Source organism: Mesorhizobium sp. M0478 (assembly GCF_040321305.1).
In the GTDB taxonomy this organism is placed as follows: domain Bacteria; phylum Pseudomonadota; class Alphaproteobacteria; order Rhizobiales; family Rhizobiaceae; genus Mesorhizobium.
In genome coordinates this window covers 696,660-717,156 of sequence record NZ_JAMYRH010000002.1, presented here as the reverse complement: position 1 = coordinate 717,156, position 20,497 = coordinate 696,660, and the positions used below count along the sequence as shown (strand labels likewise).

General features: G+C 59.4%; 14 protein-coding genes. 5 read left to right on the top strand and 9 right to left on the bottom strand.

The features are described from left to right. Window position 1: 1 nt before the first annotated feature. Window positions 2-1,153, bottom strand: a complete 1,152-nt coding sequence (locus NKI64_RS07875; RefSeq protein WP_023681042.1) for a DegT/DnrJ/EryC1/StrS family aminotransferase — start codon at window positions 1,151-1,153, stop codon at window positions 2-4. Between the two features lie 49 nt (window positions 1,154-1,202). Next, complete coding sequence (locus NKI64_RS07870; protein ID WP_023681041.1) at window positions 1,203-1,931, bottom strand: nucleotidyltransferase family protein; 729 nt, start codon at window positions 1,929-1,931, stop codon at window positions 1,203-1,205. 633 nt (window positions 1,932-2,564) lie between these two features. Here NKI64_RS07870 and NKI64_RS07865 point away from each other — a divergent pair. Further along, entirely contained in the window at window positions 2,565-3,242 is a 678-nt protein-coding gene (locus NKI64_RS07865) for a LuxR C-terminal-related transcriptional regulator (RefSeq protein WP_023681040.1), read from the top strand. A 96-nt stretch (window positions 3,243-3,338) separates the two neighbouring features. On the opposite strand, the gene NKI64_RS07860 is transcribed toward NKI64_RS07865, so the two are convergent. Then, window positions 3,339-5,057 carry a sensor histidine kinase gene (locus tag NKI64_RS07860; RefSeq protein WP_023689782.1) on the bottom strand — a complete coding sequence of 573 codons (1,719 nt, stop codon included), beginning with the start codon at window positions 5,055-5,057 and terminating at the stop codon, window positions 3,339-3,341. Window positions 5,058-5,311: 254 nt separating this feature from the next. Between NKI64_RS07860 and NKI64_RS07855 the strand changes: the two genes are divergently transcribed. Both NKI64_RS07855 and NKI64_RS07850 read left to right on the top strand, forming a co-directional pair. After that, window positions 5,312-5,989 (top strand): helix-turn-helix transcriptional regulator, encoded by a 678-nt coding sequence (locus NKI64_RS07855; protein WP_023689781.1) that lies wholly within the window; start codon window positions 5,312-5,314, stop codon window positions 5,987-5,989. 160 nt (window positions 5,990-6,149) lie between these two features. Then, entirely contained in the window at window positions 6,150-7,286 is a 1,137-nt protein-coding gene (locus NKI64_RS07850) for an NAD-dependent epimerase/dehydratase family protein (RefSeq protein WP_352667363.1), read from the top strand. A 49-nt stretch (window positions 7,287-7,335) separates the two neighbouring features. Here the strand turns inward: NKI64_RS07850 and NKI64_RS07845 are convergent, their stop codons facing one another. From NKI64_RS07845 to NKI64_RS07820, 6 genes are all read right to left on the bottom strand, one after another. After that, window positions 7,336-8,541 (bottom strand): acyltransferase family protein, encoded by a 1,206-nt coding sequence (locus NKI64_RS07845; protein WP_081731308.1) that lies wholly within the window; start codon window positions 8,539-8,541, stop codon window positions 7,336-7,338. A gap of 221 nt (window positions 8,542-8,762) precedes the next feature. Next, a complete protein-coding gene (locus tag NKI64_RS07840) occupies window positions 8,763-10,931 on the bottom strand; it encodes a polysaccharide biosynthesis C-terminal domain-containing protein (RefSeq protein ID WP_352667360.1) in 2,169 nt (722 codons plus the stop codon). Between the two features lie 69 nt (window positions 10,932-11,000). Next, window positions 11,001-13,202, bottom strand: coding sequence for a GumC family protein (locus tag NKI64_RS07835; RefSeq protein ID WP_352667357.1), 2,202 nt, complete (start codon window positions 13,200-13,202; stop codon window positions 11,001-11,003). Window position 13,203: 1 nt separating this feature from the next. Beyond that, window positions 13,204-15,201 carry an asparagine synthase (glutamine-hydrolyzing) gene (gene asnB, locus NKI64_RS07830; protein WP_352667354.1) on the bottom strand — a complete coding sequence of 666 codons (1,998 nt, stop codon included), beginning with the start codon at window positions 15,199-15,201 and terminating at the stop codon, window positions 13,204-13,206. A gap of 1 nt (window position 15,202) precedes the next feature. After that, entirely contained in the window at window positions 15,203-16,462 is a 1,260-nt protein-coding gene (locus tag NKI64_RS07825) for an O-antigen ligase family protein (protein WP_352667351.1), read from the bottom strand. Further along, window positions 16,459-17,685 (bottom strand): glycosyltransferase family 4 protein, encoded by a 1,227-nt coding sequence (locus tag NKI64_RS07820; RefSeq protein ID WP_023824738.1) that lies wholly within the window; start codon window positions 17,683-17,685, stop codon window positions 16,459-16,461. Before NKI64_RS07820 ends, NKI64_RS07825 begins: the two co-directional genes overlap by 4 nt. Window positions 17,686-18,694: 1,009 nt before the next feature. Between NKI64_RS07820 and NKI64_RS07815 the strand changes: the two genes are divergently transcribed. Next, on the top strand, window positions 18,695-20,173 hold the full coding sequence (locus NKI64_RS07815) for a M10 family metallopeptidase C-terminal domain-containing protein (protein ID WP_352667348.1): 1,479 nt from the start codon (window positions 18,695-18,697) through the stop codon (window positions 20,171-20,173). Window positions 20,174-20,260: 87 nt separating this feature from the next. Beyond that, window positions 20,261-20,473 carry a DUF768 domain-containing protein gene (locus NKI64_RS07810; RefSeq protein ID WP_023670889.1) on the top strand — a complete coding sequence of 71 codons (213 nt, stop codon included), beginning with the start codon at window positions 20,261-20,263 and terminating at the stop codon, window positions 20,471-20,473. The last annotated feature ends 24 nt before the right edge of the window (window positions 20,474-20,497 follow it).

Sequence of the window (20,497 nt, the reverse complement as noted above, 5' to 3'; positions counted from 1 at the left end):
TTCATGCAGCAGTTCCTCTTTGGGCGCCTGCTTTGAGCGCGCCTGTTTTGAGCGCGGCTGCCAGGGCAGCCACGACTGATTCGGCGGCGGCGGAAGTGATCTGGGGGTGCAGCGGAATTGTGAGCTCTCGCTCAGCGAAATCCTCTGTTCGGGGCAAACTCACGCCGGGAAAGCGCTCGCGGTAGAACGTCATTTGGTGCACCGGCGGGTAGTGGATGGTGGTCTGTATGCCCTGTGTCCGCAGCTCGTCGATGACATCCTGCCGGCTCGCGTAGCGCGGCAGGACGATCGGCATGATGTGGTAAGCCGACGTCCGGGGTTCGCTAAATGGAATGACAATGGCTGGGCAACGGTCCGCGATCAGGCGTCGGTACAAGACAGCTATGATACGCCTGATTTCGTTCCACTCTTGCAGGTTCTGCAACTGAACCAGCCCTATTGCCGCTCGCATCTCGTCCATTCGGTAGTTGAACCCGAGCATCGTGACATCATATTGCGGCGTACGACTGTTCAGCCGCTGATGCGTCCCCGTGGTCATTCCGTGCCCGCGGGCCAGGCGAACCCTGTCGAGCAGATCGGGGTCACGTGCGATCACGGCGCCCCCTTCGGCCGTTGTCATGTTCTTGTTGCCATAGAAGCTGAACGCGGCCGCGGCGCCGAATGTCCCGACTTCCCTAAGCCCGGGCGCGTGCGCAGCGTCCTCGATGATATGCAGCCCGCGAAGCCGGGCGAACCGCTGCCATTGTTCCCGATCGGGGAGATACCCGGCGAAGTGAACGAGAATGACCGCTTTCGTGCGCGTCGTGCACCGCGCTTCGGCTTCCGCAACCGAGATCAACGGCACGTCGACGGACTCGATATCGACGAAGACCGGCGTCGCCCCTACATACAGCACCGCATTCGCCGTCGCCACGAACGTCAGCGAAGGAACCAGTACTTCGTCGCCAGGGCCGATGCCCAAAGCATGGAGGAGAAGATGGAGCGCTGCGGTGCAGGAACCAACCGCAACGCAATCTCGCGCGCCATGCATGCCGGCAAAGGCCTGTTCGAACTCTCGTACCCTGTCCCCCATCGTAAGCCAGCCGCTATCAATCACCTGCGACAGGGCTGCCTTCTCTGGCACGCCTAGGATCGGGGCGCTCACCAAGAGCATTTTGACCTCCTGAAAGCCTTGTTAGTGGCTAGACCTCTGCATCAGACTTTCATGCGGCTGCAGCGGCAGCCGCGACCTCGATTGAGGACGACTGATCTTCCCAGGCAATTGCCTGTGCATTCTGGAAGTCATCGACACGACCGATGTCGAGCCAAAGACCGTCATGCTTGTAAACATGCACGGTCGTGCCGCCCTGCATCATCTGCAGCATCAGGTCATCGAACCCAAATGGGATCCCGGACGGAATGAACCGCAGGACATCTGGGTTCATGCAGTAAATCCCCATGCTGACGAGATGGGAAAGCGTCGGCTTTTCCCGGAAGAGCTGGACGGTATTGTCGATCTCGTCGATGACCCCGAAGTCCATCTTGATATGACGGCACGCCGTGGCAATCGTAACGGGATCCCTATGCAAGCGGTGCGCGGCTACAAACCGGCTCAGGCTTAGATCTGTGAGGACATCGCCGTTCAGAACGACAAATGTTTCGTTCAGTTCATCCCTAATCAGAGAGAGAGGTCCGACGGTGCCGAGTGGCTCCATTTCCTGGGTATATTTGATCTTCAAGTTCCATTGCGATCCGTCGCCGCAGACGCTACGGATCAAATGTCCTAGATACCCTGTCGTAATATATACCTCTTCAATGCCGTTGCGCCGCAGCCACTTCAAAAGCAACTCAAGAACAGGCCGGGCCCCTATCGGCATTAATGGTTTCGGCAGGACCGATGTAAACGGTCGAAGGCGCGTACCCATCCCACCACATTGAATCACCGCTTTCATTCGATCCTCCTGATCTGCAGTTGGCTTTGTTCGGGATCGGTGTTCCATTGTCCGGCCAGGGCACCCCCTCAAATCCGGCCAAACCTCGGCGGCAATCCGAACATCATATGCGAAAAGGTATGTGACAGCCGGGGCGGCTGTCGTCGTGCATTCGAATGGTAGGGATTCAAAACGTTCAAGGTATTAGATGGCCACGAGATCAACAGCCTACAGAAGCGCGATTGGGCACTGATCATGACGCCGATAAAACGAAAGCAGTTGCTTTCAAGAAAGCTGCGATCCGCCAGGGCCGGACCGGCCTACAGGTCCGGCGACAGCGGGTGGCGACATAACAGATGCCACATGATTACGATGGTCCTGAACAGCTGGCTTGGACCCAGAGATGGGAAACCGGCATCGTTTTGCGGACAGGCACCGCACGCCAGGGTTAAAAATCTATGGATGAGCTTCGCAATTTAGTATTATATTAGACGTTCTGGATGTGCGTGGATGGGACGCTGCGGACATCACTGTGATGCGTTGACCAGTGGATGGCCGCCATTTTAGGACCACCACGGATTGTCGATCATAGGCGAATGGGAGGTTCCAGCGGGTTTTCTCGTCGGGAACCGAGTAACGCGTTGGGGTAGTTGCATGGCTCGGATCGTCATTGCCGACGATCACGGCTTATATCGGCGTGGTCTCCGGCTGGCACTCATGGCTGGAATTCCAAGCGCCGAAATATTCGAAGCTTCGTGTTTCGATGCCGCGGTCAATCTTTTAGAGGAGCAGGCGTCCATCGATCTTGCGATCCTCGATCTGAACATGCCTGGGCTGTTCCATCAGGAAGTGCTCAGCGACTTTATGGCTGCCTATCCTGACACTCGCTTTGCGATCGTTTCCGGGGATGATTCCCGCTCGGAGATACTGACCGCGCTTTCGATCGGACTTCACGGGTATATCGTCAAATCGCAGAGCGACGAAGAAGTCGTGCTGGCTGTAAACGAAATCCTCGCTGGCCGGATCTATGTGCCATCTCTCCTATCTCGAACGTCTGCCGACCAGAGATCGCATGCCCCCCCACCTCCGGTTCAAAATGCCAGCCGCCGGCACGAGGGCTCGGGCGACGTCGCTAGGCTGACGTCTAGACAGAAGGACGTCCTCAAGCTGATGGCAGAGGGGTACTCGAATAAGGAGATTGCCCGCAATCTGGACATTGCCGAGGCGACAACGAAAATCCATGCCGCAGCCGTGCTGCGTGAGCTTGGGGTTAGAAACCGTACCGAAGCAGCTGTGTTGCTCCAAAGCTGGCTTACGAGACAGGCGAGTTGACGCATGCCCCTCGAACCGGCCCGAGTTTGCTTGCAGGAAATCGCAGCAAAGGGCCCACACCATCGGTTAATTGGTCGGCTTCGACTTGGAGGGGCTCTATTGCAGTCCAAATTCCTCAATTTCTTTGCGCGATACACGCAGCGAATATCGAAGGCCATCTTCGGTTATTTCCATATTCGGGGAATGCCCGACAAGCGGCGTGCTGTCCACACCGATTATCAGTGACCCGAACCCGCGGCGTACGACTTTTGAACTCTTCCGTCGGCCCGATTCCACCCAATCGAACACGAGGTCGTCGCCTTCGTCCTCGGATGCAAATCGCCACTTAACTTCGACCTTGCCATTCGGGTCACCCAGCGCACCATGTTTCACCGAGTTTGTCGTCAACTCGTGAAGGATCATCGCCAAGCCCTCGGCGGCGCCGCTTGGCACAGTGAGGGAAGGTCCACTGATCGTAATGTCGCGTGTCTCCTTGAAGGGCTGCAATTCCCGGTCCACGAGTTCATGGAGCATCCCTGACAGGTTGGCATGACGAGAAAGGATGCGATGGGTCGCCTCCAGTGTTCGAATCCAATCGATCAACATCTCCTTGTATTTGGCAACATCATTGTCGGGAGTATCGATCATGTTGACCAGAGCTCTAATCACTGGAAACACATTGCTGAACCGATGGCGCTCTTCGCGCATTATGCGCTCGCGTCTCTTTACGGCGGCGCGAAGCAAAGTTGTTTGTCGACGTTCGGTCAGATCCGCCGCCACCCCGATGCGCATTTTGCGGTCGCCGTGCTCTTCCTGCCGTCCACGCAATGCAATCCAGCGTGTGTGACCATCCACTTGCCGGACGCGAATCTCGACGTCAAAGTTCAATGCCGATGAAGGCTTTGCCGAGGCGGACAACTTCGGCCAGTCGACGGGATGGATTACGGCCGAGAGTTCTTCCAAGCGGCGGACTGGGGCCGGAGGCAGACCAAGGATGTCCCAGAACTTGCCGGAGCCGGCGACTGTCCCATCCTCAATGTCTATTTGCCATGTGCCCAGGCGCCCGGCAGATACGGCGAGATCGAGCCATTCCTTCTGAGCCCGAAGGGCCTCGCGTGCCGCTTGTCGCTCGGAAATATCGTCAACCACCACGAATACGCTCTCATTTGGCGCCTCGTCCGGCCGCGACGAAGACAGGGCCAGGTGAGCCCAAAATGCCGTGCCATCCTTGCGCAAAACGCGGATATCCGTCGCCGACGCGGTCCCATTGCCCAAATCTTGCAAAAGCTTCCGCACAGTACCTCGATCGTCGGGGAAAATGAGTTCCTCCAGCTCCAGTTGGGCAAGTTCCTTGTGCGCGTAGCCGGTCATCTCCAAAAGCCGTCTGTTCGACTGCAGCAGTTCGCCATGGCGATTGGTATTAGCAAAGCCCAAGGCGGCAGCATCGATGGCAGCGAGCCTCGCTTCTGCCACCCTGAGCGCGCCGTGCAGATCTTGTCGCAGGCGGTGGAACACGGTTGCGATCAGGCTACCCGAACCCAGAAGGAAGACGGCCCCGGTCCAGTCTCGACCAGTGAGGTGACCGTCCAACAGGTGTCGCATCCACAAGCCGGCGACCGCCATCAGAAGCGTTGCTGCGATGGCAACAAAACGGCCCTCAAGATACACGATGACAACGGTTATGGGGATAAACGCAACAAGCGGCAACGGCTGGCCGCCATATACCGTACTTATCGCCTCGAATGCTATCGATGCTGCAAACACCAAAAGCGAAGCTAGATGAGCCCACGTAGTGCTCGACACATTCGATTTGAGCCAGCGCAGGTCCGAACCCATGCGCAAAGACTACAACTTTCGGTCTAGTCCGTCGAGACTAGGCCGAAGGGGTGGCACCTAATCCCAATGCCCGATTGCCATGACTTTGCCGGCGAATAAAATCATGGTGTCAGGAGCGCTCTTCAGAAAGATATATCCAAGAGACGCTGCGGAAAAACCATTCGCAGATTTCTCGCAGTATGTGGAAATTCAAGTTGAAGCAGCAACTTCATCAGATTTGATTTGCGTCAGTAGCAATGGGTTGGGTGGAAGCGATGACACTGATTGAAACGCGAAACGATGCGCTTGCAGGCAGGCAATACATTGTATTGAACGATACCCGCCACGAAAGGCCGATAAGCCTTGTGGACCGACCGGACGCAAGGGTCGGCGGATCTCGACGACGCAGCCTGGAATCCATCACCGGCATGCTTGATCGTATGGGTTGCGGCTATCTCGTCCTGGACCGAGACAAGAAAGTAATAGAATGGAACGCTGCCGCTCGGGACACCCTCGCACGCCAGGGCGAAGCAACTGATACAGCCGTCGAGCTTGCTGCCGGGTTGAGGCGGCTGGTCGCGAATGTTCCGGTCCACCTCCAGCCGGGCTCACTCTCATGGGTAGTGATCCACAGCAGAGGCGACAGGCCGGTGACCATGAACGAGACGGGCGTCGTTACACCGGACGGGACAACCGTCGTCGCATTGCTGGACCGGGATAACAAATCGGCGGCCAACCCTCGCACGTTGCAAAGGATGTTCGGTTTGACCAGCGCGGAAACGCAGTTGGCGCTACGCCTCGCCCATGGCGACGCGCCCCTGGAGATCGCCCGTAGCTGGCATCTCAGTCGCACGACTATTCGCTCTCAGCTCGCCTCGCTGTTCGCCAAGACCGACACGAGGCGTCAGGCGGAACTAGTGGCTCTTTTGGGGCGCATTTCGGTTTTGCCATGAGAAATCGACTGCTGTCTGCATCCGCTTTGATTCAGACAGCGGCGGCCCGCATTGAGCGCGCTGTCGCGTAGATCACAAGGCCGGCGGCGCCATTTCCGATCGTTCAAGGCGCTGCCGAGATAGCGCAGAACGCGGAACCTGGAAACGGGAGTGACTTGCCATGGCCGAAGCAGATTCGAAGGTCAACAAGCTGGCGGATATCGTTCACGCGCTGCAGGATGGTGCTGCGTCGAACCTTACGCACACGGGGCCGATCATCGTCACGGGCGCCGCTGGGTTCATCGGATTTCATGTTGCGTCACGCCTTTTGCGGCTCGGCGCCGAGGTCATCGGCGTCGACAACTTCACGCCTTACTACGACCTGAAGCTGAAGGAGGCGCGATTTACACGGCTCTGCGCCGAGCCGAGGTTCACGCCGAAGCGCTTCGACCTGGCGGACCGGTCGCTGGTGAAAGCGCTGTTCTGCGAATTCCAGCCATCGCACTTCGTGCATCTGGCCGCCCAGGCCGGGGTGCGTCATTCGCTCGTCGACCCGCATGCCTATGTGGAGTCAAACATAGTCGCATTTCTCAACGTTCTGGAGGGCTGCCGACACGCGGGCGTCAGCCATCTCGTTTATGCCTCGTCGAGCTCCGTATATGGCGCCAATCGACGCATACCCTTTTCCGAGCATCATGGTGCCAATCATCCGGTGAGCTTCTACGCCGCCACCAAGGCCGCCAACGAATGCATGGCGCATTCCTACAGCCATCTGTTCGGCTTCCCCGTAACCGGACTGCGCTTCTTCACCGTCTATGGCCCCTGGGGCAGGCCCGACATGGCAGTCTATACTTTCACCCATGCCATCGCCGAGGGCCGAACGATCGAAATCGCCAATGCCGGGCGCGTATGGCGGGATTTCACCTATATCGACGACATCGTAGAGGGGGTTGTTCGCGTGCTCGCCAAACCACCGTGTCAGGATCCCGGTTGGGACGGTCGCGCTGCCGATCCTGCCACCAGTTCGGCGCCATATAGGCTCTACAATATCGGCAATGATCGGCCGGAAGAAATCAACCATCTGATCGCGCTCATCGAGACGGCCCTTGGTCGCCGCGCCGTTCGCGTCAACGTACCTTTACCGCCAGGTGACGTCCTGGAAACCCGCGCCGATGTCAGGGACCTCCGCCGCGCCGTTGGCTTCGCACCGGCGACAACACTGGAGGACGGCGTGCAACGTTTCGTGGAATGGTATCGGGAATTCCATGCACGCCCTGTGGGGCAGGTGCGACCAGCTGGCCTTCCGGCAACGGCATAGTGAGCACAACGCCGCCATTTCCTTGGTGTGACAGGGTGGCGGCTCGCCTTCAATCTGTCTTGGGATACGCCGGCACTGGAAGGGGCCCAAGCTGCCGTCCTGTACTGTGCCCGACCCCCAAAAGGCGCCGCGCATAGCGGGTGAGCGGCTTCTCGAACAGACGATGGGTGATAAATGCCACGCCGAGGGTTATCGCCAAGGCCGAACCGATGAAGGCCCACGGACCGAGCACAAAGATCAACCCTGTACGCCAGAACAATATGCGCATGGCGCGGATCACGAATGGATGCATGAGGTAAAGAGCGTATGACGCATCACCAACGCCAGCGGCCCACCTCGCCGCCACGCTGTCATGCCTCAGTTTACCCGGCGGTGCCAAGGCAGCACTCCAAACAATTAGAGACGCCGGAATGCCATACACGACAGAGCGACCAAAGCCGGCCGAGATATCGGGAAACGCCGCCGCAAGCATCAGGGCACCCAGTCCCGTTGCGGCCATACAGGCCCTGATTGGGCCGGAAGGCCGCAGGCCTGAGGCGCACATGACCCCGATCATCGCGCCGAAAGCGAATTCGAGGATGATCGGATTGGTCCAGAAACCCCAGGGCTCAGGCAAAGGAGCCCCAAGAGCGCCCGAGAGCACCATCCCAACCAGGATCGCGAGCAGGACCGTAACTGCCCACCGCATGGGCAGCACGATCGTCGCCGTGAACAGCACGTAAAACAGCATCTCATAATTGAGCGTCCAACCCAACTCGTAGACCGGCTGAACGACGCCGTCAGGGCGACTGGCCGGAACGAATAAGTAGGATTCGACTACAAACCTGAAATCGACGTAGCTCTGGTTGAGAAGATTTGGGGCGGCCACCGCTACCGCAATGTAGAGCGAGGTGAGCGCCCAATATAGCGGGACAATTCGCGCGATCCGGCGGGAAATGAAGAGACGCGCGCCCCCGGGCTTTGCGAACAGCTGTCGCGACGTATGCACCATGATAAGCCCGGAAATCACGAAGAAAATATCGACTCCAGCGCTCCATGGTATCGGATTCCAGCTCTGAAAGGTGCGGCCGGCCTGTAATTCCAGGGTGGCCGCATCATGCTGGGCGTGTCGCAGCGCGACCGAACTAGCCGCGAGGGCGCGCAGGACCTGGACCTGGGTGAGGGTTTCGCGTTGGCTGCGCTCGACAGGCGTCGATCTCTCCGAGCGACGGCGCACTGCAGGCGCCGAGGCGCTCGCCATTCGGGCTTGTTCCATGGATGCTCCGCAGATTGTGAGCACACCGTGGTGCACCTCCGAAACTGATGCATCCTTCAAATGACGGACACCGCCCGCAAAGTATCGGCTGCCCGCGGGGACGCGGGTGTCCGGAACAGGTATACGCCGAAGCGTCTGCGCAGCCCTATGGCCTTTGTGCGATCCGGGCTTCGTGACTTCCTGCCCGAACGACGGCGATCACCGTAGCGAAAACAGTGGTCTCATTTGCTCGCCCTCAAGAACCAATGCCATTGACGGGCATCGACCGCGCTCGGCCTGATCGACAGCAAGGCAAAAACCAAGCCTGGCATGATTTTCAGTCGCTTGCGGATATAGACGGCCATGGCAATGCTCCAGATGCTCAGTGCAAGTGCCACACCCACCGCAGCGCCAAGCAGGCCGTACACCGCAACTCCGGCTGCACAGGCAATTATATTGGCCACAGCACCCGCTACCATCGTCGTTGCCGCAGCCCATTCATTTCCAGTCATGGTCAGGAGATTCTGTTGGGGCCCGCACAGCGCGACAAAGACATATCCCAAAATCAGAACCCGTGCGATCGGCGCTCCCGCGCTATAACCCTCACCGAAATAGCTCAAGAACGGCTCGACTATCACCATCATTGGGACGGCCACCAGGATGGCACCGCCAGCAGAAAGCAGGGTTGCGCGCGCGAACAGCTGTTGTAGGCCTCTGCGATCGCCTCTGACGTAGAGATCGGCTGCTGTTGGCGAAAACATGGTTGCCACGGCGATACGGGACAGGCCCACGAGCATCGCGACATTCAAGGCCAGCGCGAAAATACCCGCTTCAGCAATATGGCTTGTCCAGCCCAAAACCAGGACTCCTGCCCGACTGACGAAAACATCGAGCCCAGTGATGAGCATGAGCGGGGGGACGGCAAGCCACCATTCCCTCGAGGCATAACTTGGCTTGGCGTGTCCCAGGCCGGGTGGTTCAAACCTCCTAGCGATGATGAACACCAGCGCCGCTGTGAAAGCGGAACTCACAAGCACCGCCAGCGTCACCGAGGGCGCATCCACTGTTCGAAATCCCGACAATGCCAGGAGCGCTACCAACACGAGCAGGAGCCCGTCTCGCATGATGCGCTCCGGCAACAACGCCGAGACAACGCCGCCGAAAGCACGCACAAGCGTGGCTCCGAGAGCATAGGCCGTAACCAAGGGCACAGCCATCATGCCGAGCACGATGCTTGTCTCAAGCCCTCTTTCCGTTGGATCTGAAAGGAACAGGACGGACGCAGCGCCGATCATCCCGAACAAGGTTGCCGCTATCAGCGATCTCTGCAGCGCAAATCTTATCACGCCGCGGGCCAGATCAAGCCTGCCACTGGCCCTATAGGCCGGGAGGAAACGCAACAATGATACATTAAAACCAAGCGTTGCCAGATAGGCGAGCACTGACGTCCAAGCCTGAACGTAGGAATAGATGCCGTAGTTGTGAGGTCCAATAAGGCGTGCAATTGCCAACTGGGCAAGACTGGTCAAACCAGCGCCACCAATATAGATCAGCAGGGCGAATATGCTTGCCCAAGCGAGCCGCGAGCCCATGTCCTTGTTGCGCGGCGGTGCGGTTGCTGAACCAGTTACATCTGCGCGATGAGCCGGCAACTCAATTTGCTTTTCGCTGACCGCCCTATCGAAGCGCGACAATGCAGAAAGTATTTGTCTCTCAATCCGACAAATACTTTTAAAGGTCGATGGACCATCGGTGTTTTCGACGGAGATGATTTCCCGGCCAGATGTTGTCAGGAGGTCATGCATCGCTTCAAAAACGGCGAACGAGCGCATGTTCACGTTCAAGTCGGCCTCGAAAATCCGTTCCGCCGGCGGCTCAAGCTCCATCCGCCGACGAAGGCGACTTTCCACGACCGCAGCTGGCACCAAGAGCCTGACGGTGAGATCGGCCGCCGGTGCGAGGCTGAGCGCCTTTTCCAGCGCTCTGGGGTTGGTGCTCCCATTAAACATCGCAAGCGAACCAATCGCTTGAACATATCCTTGATCGAAAATTATAATTTCGGGCGATTGCTCAGCAGACTTCCAGCAACGCGAAAGGTGCAGGATGTATCGCCAGATTCGCGCGCGCCAAATTCGGTTTCTTGGCGGTATCATCCTCACCATTGCAAAGGAATTGGAAATATCATCGGCTCGCCCTGCCGAAAAAAGCAGTATTCTGGAGGTTGAAAATATCGCCGATACGATCCGTGATATGAATAGCAAGATTCCGAGGTCATATTTGGCGGCCCTGGTGCTTGGCTTGTAGCTGAGAGCGACCTTGGCGTGATAGCCTTTCCCGCGCAGCTGCTGCGCAAGCGCATGTGCGAAGGTTGTTTTGCCGGATCCTGGAGGTCCGAAAAATTCAATGATCATCGTGTAGCTGGCTCGATTTAGGGGCGCGATCGCTCCCTGGAGCTTCTGTTGAAGATCGCACACGCATCTTCAAACCCTCTCCAACAGAAGATCGGCGTTGTCTCCGAGCCTGGAGCCGGCTAGCCTCTTCAGGTTCACCCGGGTGAGCACACTCCCTACTGGAACGGTGGCGGATCCGCCGGCCCCTATTGCATCCAGAGCACCACGGGCAATGCTGCGCCTCGTCCTTGCCCAGCGAACGGCAAAAAGCACCGAATCGGCCCAGCGCTTAAGCAGCCTGGTTTCAGGCCCCCCGAGGCCCAGGGGACCGTTCATGATGACCACGTCGTAGGCCGAACGCAGCTCCTCGGTGAACTGGCATTTGTCGACGGTGGACAGAAGCGTCAGGAGATCATCGGAAGGTGCTGGAGCGGCCATGAGGTCGATACCGATTTCCGGCATCCTCGTAATTGCATCCTTCAGCACGCAACGTTCATTCACATAGTCGCCGAAGGAGTTCCGGGCCTTGTCGGTGCTGAATTCACCACGAAACCCGTTCGTGAGCCGTACATCCTTGCGATCGAGATCGAGGAAAAGCACTCTTCCTCCCAGCCGCGTTGCCGCCAGCGCCAGGCTCCATGCCAACTCGGTCTTGGCATCGTCCTGGATGCTGGACGTCACGAGAATGATATGCGGCGGCTGCCCCTTCCCCTGAGTTGGCGCCGCAGTGACGAGCAGCGAAGTCACGGCGCGGCTGAACGGCAAGTTCTGCTGGCTCAGAACCAGATGCCGCAGCTTTCTGGCATTAAGTCCCGCAACCCTGGGAAGCAGTCCTACGCACGGGACCCCAAGCTCGGCCTCGGCTTCGGCTTCACTGCGCAAGGTTTGGTTGAAACCGTTGCGGACCAGGACAATGACCGCCCCCATGAGACCAAAGACGACCATGCCGGGGGGAATCAGGAAAATCGGCGACAATGTCACGGGGGTCGACGGCGGCCAGGCGGTCGAAAGGACCGCTACGCCTGGCGAAGGAGCGGCGATGCGACGTATCAGATCCTGCTGCCGGCTCAGGAGTTCGTTGTAATGCTGCGTCACGATGGCTACCCTAGGCTCAAGGGAACGCAGCCCCGAAAGTTGGCTCGCCGTGTCGGCCACGGCCGCGTCGAGCATCGCCTTGCGACTTTCAAGAGCCGTAGCCTGAGACCGGTAGACATTTGCCTCGGCAGCGATTCGGGCAACGCTTTGCTCCATTTCGCGGGCGATCGCGTTGCGCAGATCGCCGTCGGCGGCGGCACCCGACTGGCGTGTCACCAGGTCCGTCAACACGGGCGACCCGATTTCTTCAGCGATGGCCGTGACCGGGGCGCCCGCCTTGCGCAGGTCCTCAATACGGCGAAGGCGCGCTTCCGACGCGGAAAGACTGGCTTTCGATAGGAATATCTGCCGGCCGAGTTCCGCTGTCTCACTGGCTGCGTTGTTGGCCGCAGTCTGATCGACGGCGCCATGCGTGAGCCGGTATGTCTCCAGCCGATCTGTCGCTTCGACAAGATCCCTTTGTACTTGCGGAAGGCTGGCGACTATCGAATCCAGATGAACCTGATCCGATGCCCGGCTTTTTTGTACCAGATCTTGAATGTAGACCTGGGCAAACGTGTTCGCGACAAGTGCCGCACGCGCCGGATTTGGATCGGTGAAGCCGATGGTGATGACGCGCGATCGCAGCTCTTGTCCGACCCTCATTCCGTTGCGTAGCGCCTTCAGCTCGGGCGCGTCCGCTGCGTCCGGATTTTCCGCCACCGAGTTATCCTGTCTCCAGGCCCTGTTCAGGAGATCGATGAGGAACGAGCCAGCCGCGGGCGGGACGGCATTGACGACGGTCTTTCCGTTACCGTCGACTGGTTGGGCTTTGCGCAGTGCTGCCAAGACCCGACGCAGGTGGCCTTGCGAGGAGAGCATCGTCAGATGATCATCGATGTTCGATTCCAGCGAGTCCTGGGCGGATGCCACGCCGCCCGAAGCACTGCTGCTCGGGGCATCGATAATGACCTGGGTCGTTGCCTCGAACAGCACCGGGCGGGTGAAGCCTGCCAGTCCGGCCAGGATGCCGCCCAGAAGGGCCATGGCAAGCAAGAACCATTTTCGCGTCGTCAGGATGATGACGAGCTGGTGGAAGGGTGACGATTGCGTTGGCTCGCGTGGCGGCCGCATCAAGCGCAGATTGGTTTCAAGCGTCCCAACTTCCATCTGCTTGGCGCGCGGACGCCGGGCGCGGTTGGCTATGGAACCTTCCATCTCAATCCCCTGTCAGTTCGATTTGGTAAGAAGGGTGCGTGGCGACCGTCGATGGCCGCATGGCTTCGTTGCGCCACGCCTGAAACATGAGCACCGGCCACAGGTCGCGGAAATTATCTTGGCTTCCATGCAGATGATTGCGCCAGCATGCGTCGACCTTCTCACGGTCGATGATCCCGTCCCCGGAGCGGCCGATCGTGGCAATGATATCGGTTGCCCAGCCGCGCAAGGGCCCTTTCAACCAAGTCCCGACCGGAACGTCGAAACCTTGCTTGGGCCGGTCGACCAGTCGGCGTGGTACATAACGTTCAAGCAGTCGGCGAAGCAACCATTTGCCCTTCCCGTTTCGGACTTTGGCACGGGCTGGCAACCGCCAGGCGAATTCAACGACGCGATGGTCCAGGATCGGGCATCGCCCCTCAAGGCTGTTGGCCATGGTGGCTCGATCGAGCTTCACCAAAATGTCGCCCGGTAGATAGCCTGTCATGTCGGCGAATAGGAGACGCGAGAGCAGGCCGTCGAGCTTTGTGGTGTCGGTAGGTGCTGTCGACGGCTTGCGATGAACAAGGTCGTTGGCTGAAGATTTTGTCAGTTGCAGAAAGAGTTCGTCCTCATCTCGCGCCGCGAGCAGGCGGGCAAGGCGAGCCAGGCGGTCACCGCGCAAGCCATGCCGCATATTCGCCGAAAGCGGCAGATTGCCGAAGATATCTTTCTGAGAGGCCTGGGCCAGCAACCCAGCCCCCGATGCCAACAGCCGGCGAAATGACAATGGCAGCTCATGCTGCTTTGTGAGGCGGGTTGCCAGGAAGTGTCGAGAATAGCCTGCGAAGCACTCGTCGCCACCATCGCCTGAAAGCGCCACGGTTACGTGTTGCCGCGCGAGGCGCGACACCAGCAGCGTCGGTATCTGCGATTCATCGGCAAACGGCTCGTCCCAAATCCGGGGCAGCTCCGGAACGACCTCAAGCGCGGCGGCCGGCGAGAGATGAAGTTCCGTATGATCGGTGCCCAGATGCCGAGCAACCGCGGCCGCATGGGGAGCTTCATCAAACCCACCTTCGCCGAACGCTATGGTGAACGTACGGACGGGGCTTCGGGACTGTGCCTGCATCAGGGCGACGACAGTCGAGCTGTCGATTCCGCCGGACAGAAAGGCGCCCAGCGGCACATCTGCAATCATTCGTTGCTTGACGGCCAGGCGGAGCAGGCTGTCGAGCTCGGTCGCGAGGTCCTCGTCGCTGGCAGCTATCGGATCGCGCTGTCCCTTGCTGGCGACATCGGCCAGCGACCACCAAGGGTGAATGCGATGCTCAAGCGAACCGGTGCCGCGGGCGTCGGCGAATTGCGCCGCAGTGACCGACAGGATTGAACCAGGCGGCAGCTTGAACACGCCTTGCCAAATGCAACGGTCATCCGGCACCCAGCCGTTGGAAACCATCGTCGTCGCCGCATCGACATCGAGTTCCGGGGTGAAGCCTGGGAAGCAAGTGATCGCCTTCAGCTCCGAGGCGAAGACAAGCGCGTCACGTGTCAAGGCGACATAGAGTGGCTTCTTGCCCATTCGGTCGCGGGCAAGCTGAAGCGTTCGGTTCTCCAGGTCCCACAGCCCGAAAGCAAACATGCCAGCGAAGCGCGCGAGGGCTGCATCAAGGCCCCAGCTTTCGATCGCGCACAGCATGACCTCCGTGTCGCTGGCGCCGCGGAAATGATGGCCCGCCCCTTCCAGTTCACGGCGCAGATCGCGAAAATTGTATATCTCGCCATTGAACGTGATGACATACCGACCGCTCGCGGAGAGCATTGGCTGGCGACCCGCTTCGGACAGGTCGACGATGGCCAGTCGCCGGTGGCCGAAGGCTACCCCCCCTTCACGGCTCACCCAGAAGGCCTCACCGTCAGGTCCGCGATGACGAAGCGCCGTCGCCATCGGCCCGATGGCCCTGAGCGCACTTGCGTTGGCTGCATCGGGCGCCAACAAAATTCCGGCGATCCCACACATTCTAGCATCTCCTCTGGCGAACAATCGCGGGGATCGCTTCCGGCGTCCCAGCGGCAAGGCAGAGGGTCAGACAGAACCACACGATCGGATGGCGGATGACCAAATGCGGAGCACTGAAAACGGCGATGGATGCCACGAGCGCCACCAGAGCGTCCAGCTTCGCCCGCCAGGCGGACAACGCAGCCGAGCCGAAGATCCACATCAGGGCTAGAACCGAAATCAGGCCGCCCTGAGTGTAGAGATCCAGGATGGTGCTGTGCGCCTCGAAGGGCCGCGGCAAAAACTGTTGATTGACCACGGGCGGACTATCTAGATGCGGGCCTGGACCCAGTCCAAGCGATCCCGATCGTGCCCCCTTCTCCAAGGCTGCATTCCAGAGGTAGAGGCGAAGCGCCGCGGTTTGGGCAGTCGCTTCCCCGCCCTTGTCTTTGGTCAGGCTCTTGGCGAAGTCTTCGGCGCTGGAGGCCTCGCTGAGGGCATAGGGCACTATAGACAGGGCCAGCGGCAGGAAGCCAACGGCCATCAGGACGGCAAGCTGCCTTGAAAGGCTCGCCTTATTGCCGTCGCTCGTCAGCCAGGCCCGGACCCGCAGCCCGAGAAGGATCAGACAAGCCAGGACCGTGGTATAAAGGTAGGTATCGCTTTTTGTCAGCCTTCCGACGTAAACGGTGAATATGAGGCTGCATAGGGCAAGGCATCTTCCCCATTTATTGCTGGTGGTTGTGGCAAGATGCAAGGCCAGTGGACCGAGTAGGGCGCAGTAGAGCGCAAGCTGGTTCGGATTGTCGGACCATCCGCAGAAGCGGTCCCAGTACCAGGGCTCGACCCCAGCCTGATGGAGCCAGCCGAAGCCAAGCCCTACCTGAATGATGAAGCCCGCATTCGCGATAGCAACCATCCACCAGGCGATACGACGCAAACGGAAAGACGCGTTGGGCTCCGCAGCGGCCAGACAGGTGACGCACGCCAACAGCACATAGGCCAGCGTGTCGTGCAACAACGGATCCAGGAACAACGTGGTTGTCAGAAAACCGATGATGTAACCCACGCCCATGGCAAGCGCCAGGATCAGCCAGAAAAGCCCAAGCTTGGCCAGGGCCGGCGTAACCTCCAGTTGGCCGCCAGCAAGGATTCGCGTCATCGACAGCATTATCCAGAGCGTGAGGCACAGTTCGCTGTAGCCGAAGGGCAGCCCTGGGATGCTGAGTTGCGCCGCGTAGGACATCGCGACGCCGAAGGCCAGAAGCGCATCACGCATCATTGCCGCGCCTCACCCAGTCGATGGGGGCTTGGCACCGCCTCTTCCCTCGGATTCGCCTGCGCAGCTTGAACAAGCCTGCTGCGATATCTGCCACCCAGGATTGTCTTGTACAGGTCGCAATACTGGTCGATCACCCACGACAGCGAGAACCGCTCCCGCACGAATCCGACGGAACGGCTGCCCATCGTCTTGCCACGGGCGGGGTCGGAAAGAAGATCGACTATCCGGGAGGCCAAGCCATCCGCATCGCGCGGCGCCACGAGATAGCCGTTCCAGCCATCCTCAACCACATCGTTGCAGCCCGGCATATTCGAGGCGACGATCGGCAATCCGGACAATCCCGCCTCCAGCAGGACACGCGGAATTCCCTCGCGATATTGCGTCGGAAACGCAAAGATATCCGCCATGCCAAGGAGGGCTGGAATGTCGCGCCTTGGCCCCAATGCGACAACGTGGGGAACATGGCGCTCGATATCGGCTCTGCTGACGGCAAACGGACCTTCGGAGTCTTGCGGGCCGACAAGTACGAAACGCGCGTTGGGCCTCTCGCGGATAACGCGAGGAACCGCCTCGATGAGGGTTGGAATCCCCTTCTGCCGCGTGAGCCGGCCGACAAATATTATGACCTGGGCCGATTGTAGGCCAAGTTCCTCGCGCATCGTGGCAGCCGAAGGACCACGATACCTTGCCATCGAGAATGCATCGGGGTCGATGCCAGAACTCCGGATCAGTCGCCCTTTGCCGCGAGCCACCAGCCGGTAGCGCTCGAAGAAGGCCTGATCATCACTATTCTGGAAGACGGTCATGGCTGTCCAACGAGACGCCACCCCCTGAAGGCCGCAAAAGAAAGGACGCAATGCCAGGGCCCGCGGCTCCCGCGACGAGAATGTCCAACCAAGCCCGTTGATGGTGCGAACGACGGGAACGTGCCCGCGCACCGCCAGTGGAGTTAGGAGATTGGGCTTGGTGTCGAAACTTTGAATGATGTCCGGACGCAGTTCGGACATCAGTTCACGGATCGCGCTGACAGCACCCCATTCTGCACCGCCGCTGCCAAAGCGGTCGAACCCGAATCGGCGATGGGCAATGCCATGGGGTGAAAAGGCGGCTCCGAGATCACTCGAAACGGCAGTGACTTGAAAACCCCTTTCGCGAAGCGCCAAAAGAAACGGGATTCTTAGTCTATGATCCTCGCCTCCAACGCAAACCAGATGCGGACTCATCCTGTCGCTCCTGGATGCGATACCAATCGCGTAAAACAGCTGATCCTATCCGCGGTTTCCATGGCCGGTTTCATCGCCCCTGAACACACAACAGCCAGTCCCACGCTAGGAGCACGCTTTCGTGCTGTCCTCGTCTGTTTGCATGAAGCAAGCTGATCAACGATGCGGCAATGCAGCCACAACCGCTGTCGCCTCGGTCAGTGAGTTGGGTTCATCCGGTCTGACGGTGCAAGGACGACATCTTCGCGTACGACACGGCGGGCCGGATATAAAAAAGGGCTGTGTTCGAAAGGTCCGCGCGCCGCGTTCAAAGCAACTTCCGCCCGCCTTCTCTCGCCGGATCAACATCGCGACCAGGCGGTGTGATGACTCGCACCGCCAATTCTCCCGATCGCTTCGTCTGGAAACAGGCTTTCACCCGGTCTCTGGATATGGTCGGACCCACCAGCCGCATCTTCCCGCGGCTAGGCGACCGCGTTGCCATGCTCGCCGTCATCCGGACCGGCACGCCCGCCTTTCCGTTGAACCCGGTGGGATCCAGTTCAGTGCCTCTCCGCAATTGCCAGCGGCGCGCTCCTCGCATGACCTTGTGGAGTACTGCCTTGCTCATTTTGGCGCCGAGGCTTTTTACGAGGAGCATTGAGCGGCTGCAATGGGAGGGCTTCGCCAGGACGCGGTTCCTTTTGCGGTCTGAGCTCGAATAAATCCTGCGGAAGCGCGCATTTGGCGGTGGCTCGCGCAACCGAAGCGCGCATTGGCCGATTGCCGCCACTGCAAATGCGCAGGCGCTCCGGCAGACTTCGCTGCAATGCTTTCGTTGCAGGCTTGAGCGCCCGACATACTTGGATCATCTACATACCTCTGAGGCAAGCGTAGCATCGAGGCTGTTGTGTTTTTCGGACGCTGATCAAAGATTCTATCAAGGGGCGCCGGTATTTGATTTGTCGCTAATGGATCCTTTCCCTAGGCAGGTGTGGGGCGCCTACCGAATCGGACGAAGGGTATGTCAATGACAACACTCCATTACGCCTCGGGCGGGTCGGCCTCCGAGGTCGCGAAAGCCGGATTCAATCTTGTTGATGTATCTTCCTTGGACCAGCTCAACGCCTTGCCGGCCGGCCAGAAAGGCCTGGTGTGGCTCAATGAAGCAGATGGTGCAACCTCCTCCTTTATCCAGAAGGTCACGCCCTTCATCGGCAATCCGAAAGTGTTTGGCTTCTTCCTCGTCGATGAGCCGGACCCGACCGGCAAATGGGGAACTTATGCCACCGCCGCTGATCTGAAGGCGGAGTCAGACTGGATCCACAGCCACCTGCCCGGCGCCAAGACCTTCATAACAATGATGAACATGGGGTCTTCCGCTAACCCCGACTTTTCAAACACCTTCAATCCTGCCAACACGCATATCGACTATTACGGCTTGGATCCCTACCCGGTACGGACCGGAACAAGCACGATTGATTACAACATGATCGACAGGACTGTGGCGGCGGCCGTCGCCTCGGGCATCCCGCTCAGTCAGGTCGTTCCCGTGTATCAGACCTTCGGCGGCGGCGACTGGACGACCGACACGGGCGGTCGCTATGTCCTGCCCAGCGTTGCTCAGGAAAAGACCATGTTGGACCACTGGGCCAAGGTAGCGCCTTCGCCGGCCTTCGACTATGCCTATGCTTGGGGTTCTCAACAGGGCGACACGGCGCTTGAGAGCTCGCCGACGCTGCAGGCTCTGTTCCTTCAACACAACCAGGGCACCGCAAGCGGTCCTTCGGCCAGCGAACCGACGCCGCCGCCTACCAGCACAGCGCCTCCGCCCACAAGTGTCCCTCCGACCAGCACCGGCGATCACATTTTCTACGGCACGGGTAGCGCGGATGTGCTTCGCGGCACCGCTGGCGCGGACACGATGATGGGCCGCGGCTACAACGACACCTACTATGTCAACAACGCCGGCGATAAGGTGGTGGAACTGCGGCACAGCGGCAACGACAGCGTGCTGGCATCGGTGAGCTACGCGCTGTCGGCCGGCTCGCAGGTCGAGCATCTTGCGACCACCAGCAAATTGGGAACTGCCGCTATCAAGCTCACGGGAAACGAATTCGCCCAAACCATCGATGGCAATTCCGGGAGCAACACTATCAACGGCAGTGGCGGGAGAGACGTTCTGACCGGACATGGCGGCAACGACGTCTTTGTCTTCGATTCGGCTCTCAAGGTCGGCAATATCGACAAGGTCGCCGATTTCAAAGTGGGCCACGACAAGATCCAACTCGACCACACCGTGTTTGCCGGCCTGCATACAGGCGCCCTTCCCTCTTCGGCGTTTTACGCCGGCAGGGCCGCGCACGACAGCGGCGATCACATCGTCTATAACAGCACGACCGGCGCGCTTTCCTTTGACAGCGACGGCTCGGGCGGCGCACATCAGATCCAATTTGCCACTCTATCGCCACATCTGGCTCTGACGGCGTCCTCGTTCATCGTGACGTGACCGTGGGACGTCAGCCTGAGCAAGATGGTCTGACGTTCTTGAATATGGCTGACGGAACCAAGAAGCCCCGCCGAGCTTGTACTTGGTATGAGCGCGCGCGGCATCGAATTCCTGCAGAAATGGGTAGAGGATAAGATCCCACTCTACACCAAGGCCGATCCGGCTCTTGCGGCGAAACTTGCGGACCAAGCAACGGCGGATGCCATCAGAGCGGGAATCCGCCCCGAGGAAATCTCTGAGGAAGTCGGAAGCATGTTGACGACCATGCTCGAAGTGCTCGATCAGCACGATTCGACATGATTGCACGCTTGGCGGCAGATGCTG

Excerpts from the sequence above, each read along its gene's own strand:
- NKI64_RS07855 (WP_023689781.1), top strand. The coding sequence starts at position 5,312 with ATGACACTGATTGAAACGCGAAACGATGCGCTTGCAGGCAGGCAATAC.
- NKI64_RS07810 (WP_023670889.1), top strand. The coding sequence starts at position 20,261 with ATGAGCGCGCGCGGCATCGAATTCCTGCAGAAATGGGTAGAGGATAAG.
- NKI64_RS07850 (WP_352667363.1), top strand. The coding sequence starts at position 6,150 with ATGGCCGAAGCAGATTCGAAGGTCAACAAGCTGGCGGATATCGTTCAC.
- NKI64_RS07845 (WP_081731308.1), bottom strand. The coding sequence starts at position 8,541 with ATGGAACAAGCCCGAATGGCGAGCGCCTCGGCGCCTGCAGTGCGCCGT.
- NKI64_RS07840 (WP_352667360.1), bottom strand. The coding sequence starts at position 10,931 with ATGATCATTGAATTTTTCGGACCTCCAGGATCCGGCAAAACAACCTTC.
- NKI64_RS07835 (WP_352667357.1), bottom strand. The coding sequence starts at position 13,202 with ATGGAAGGTTCCATAGCCAACCGCGCCCGGCGTCCGCGCGCCAAGCAG.
- NKI64_RS07860 (WP_023689782.1), bottom strand. The coding sequence starts at position 5,057 with ATGGGTTCGGACCTGCGCTGGCTCAAATCGAATGTGTCGAGCACTACG.
- asnB (WP_352667354.1), bottom strand. The coding sequence starts at position 15,201 with ATGTGTGGGATCGCCGGAATTTTGTTGGCGCCCGATGCAGCCAACGCA.
- NKI64_RS07825 (WP_352667351.1), bottom strand. The coding sequence starts at position 16,462 with ATGATGCGTGATGCGCTTCTGGCCTTCGGCGTCGCGATGTCCTACGCG.
- NKI64_RS07875 (WP_023681042.1), bottom strand. The coding sequence starts at position 1,153 with ATGCTCTTGGTGAGCGCCCCGATCCTAGGCGTGCCAGAGAAGGCAGCC.
- NKI64_RS07870 (WP_023681041.1), bottom strand. The coding sequence starts at position 1,931 with ATGAAAGCGGTGATTCAATGTGGTGGGATGGGTACGCGCCTTCGACCG.
- NKI64_RS07820 (WP_023824738.1), bottom strand. The coding sequence starts at position 17,685 with ATGAGTCCGCATCTGGTTTGCGTTGGAGGCGAGGATCATAGACTAAGA.
- NKI64_RS07815 (WP_352667348.1), top strand. The coding sequence starts at position 18,695 with ATGACAACACTCCATTACGCCTCGGGCGGGTCGGCCTCCGAGGTCGCG.
- NKI64_RS07865 (WP_023681040.1), top strand. The coding sequence starts at position 2,565 with ATGGCTCGGATCGTCATTGCCGACGATCACGGCTTATATCGGCGTGGT.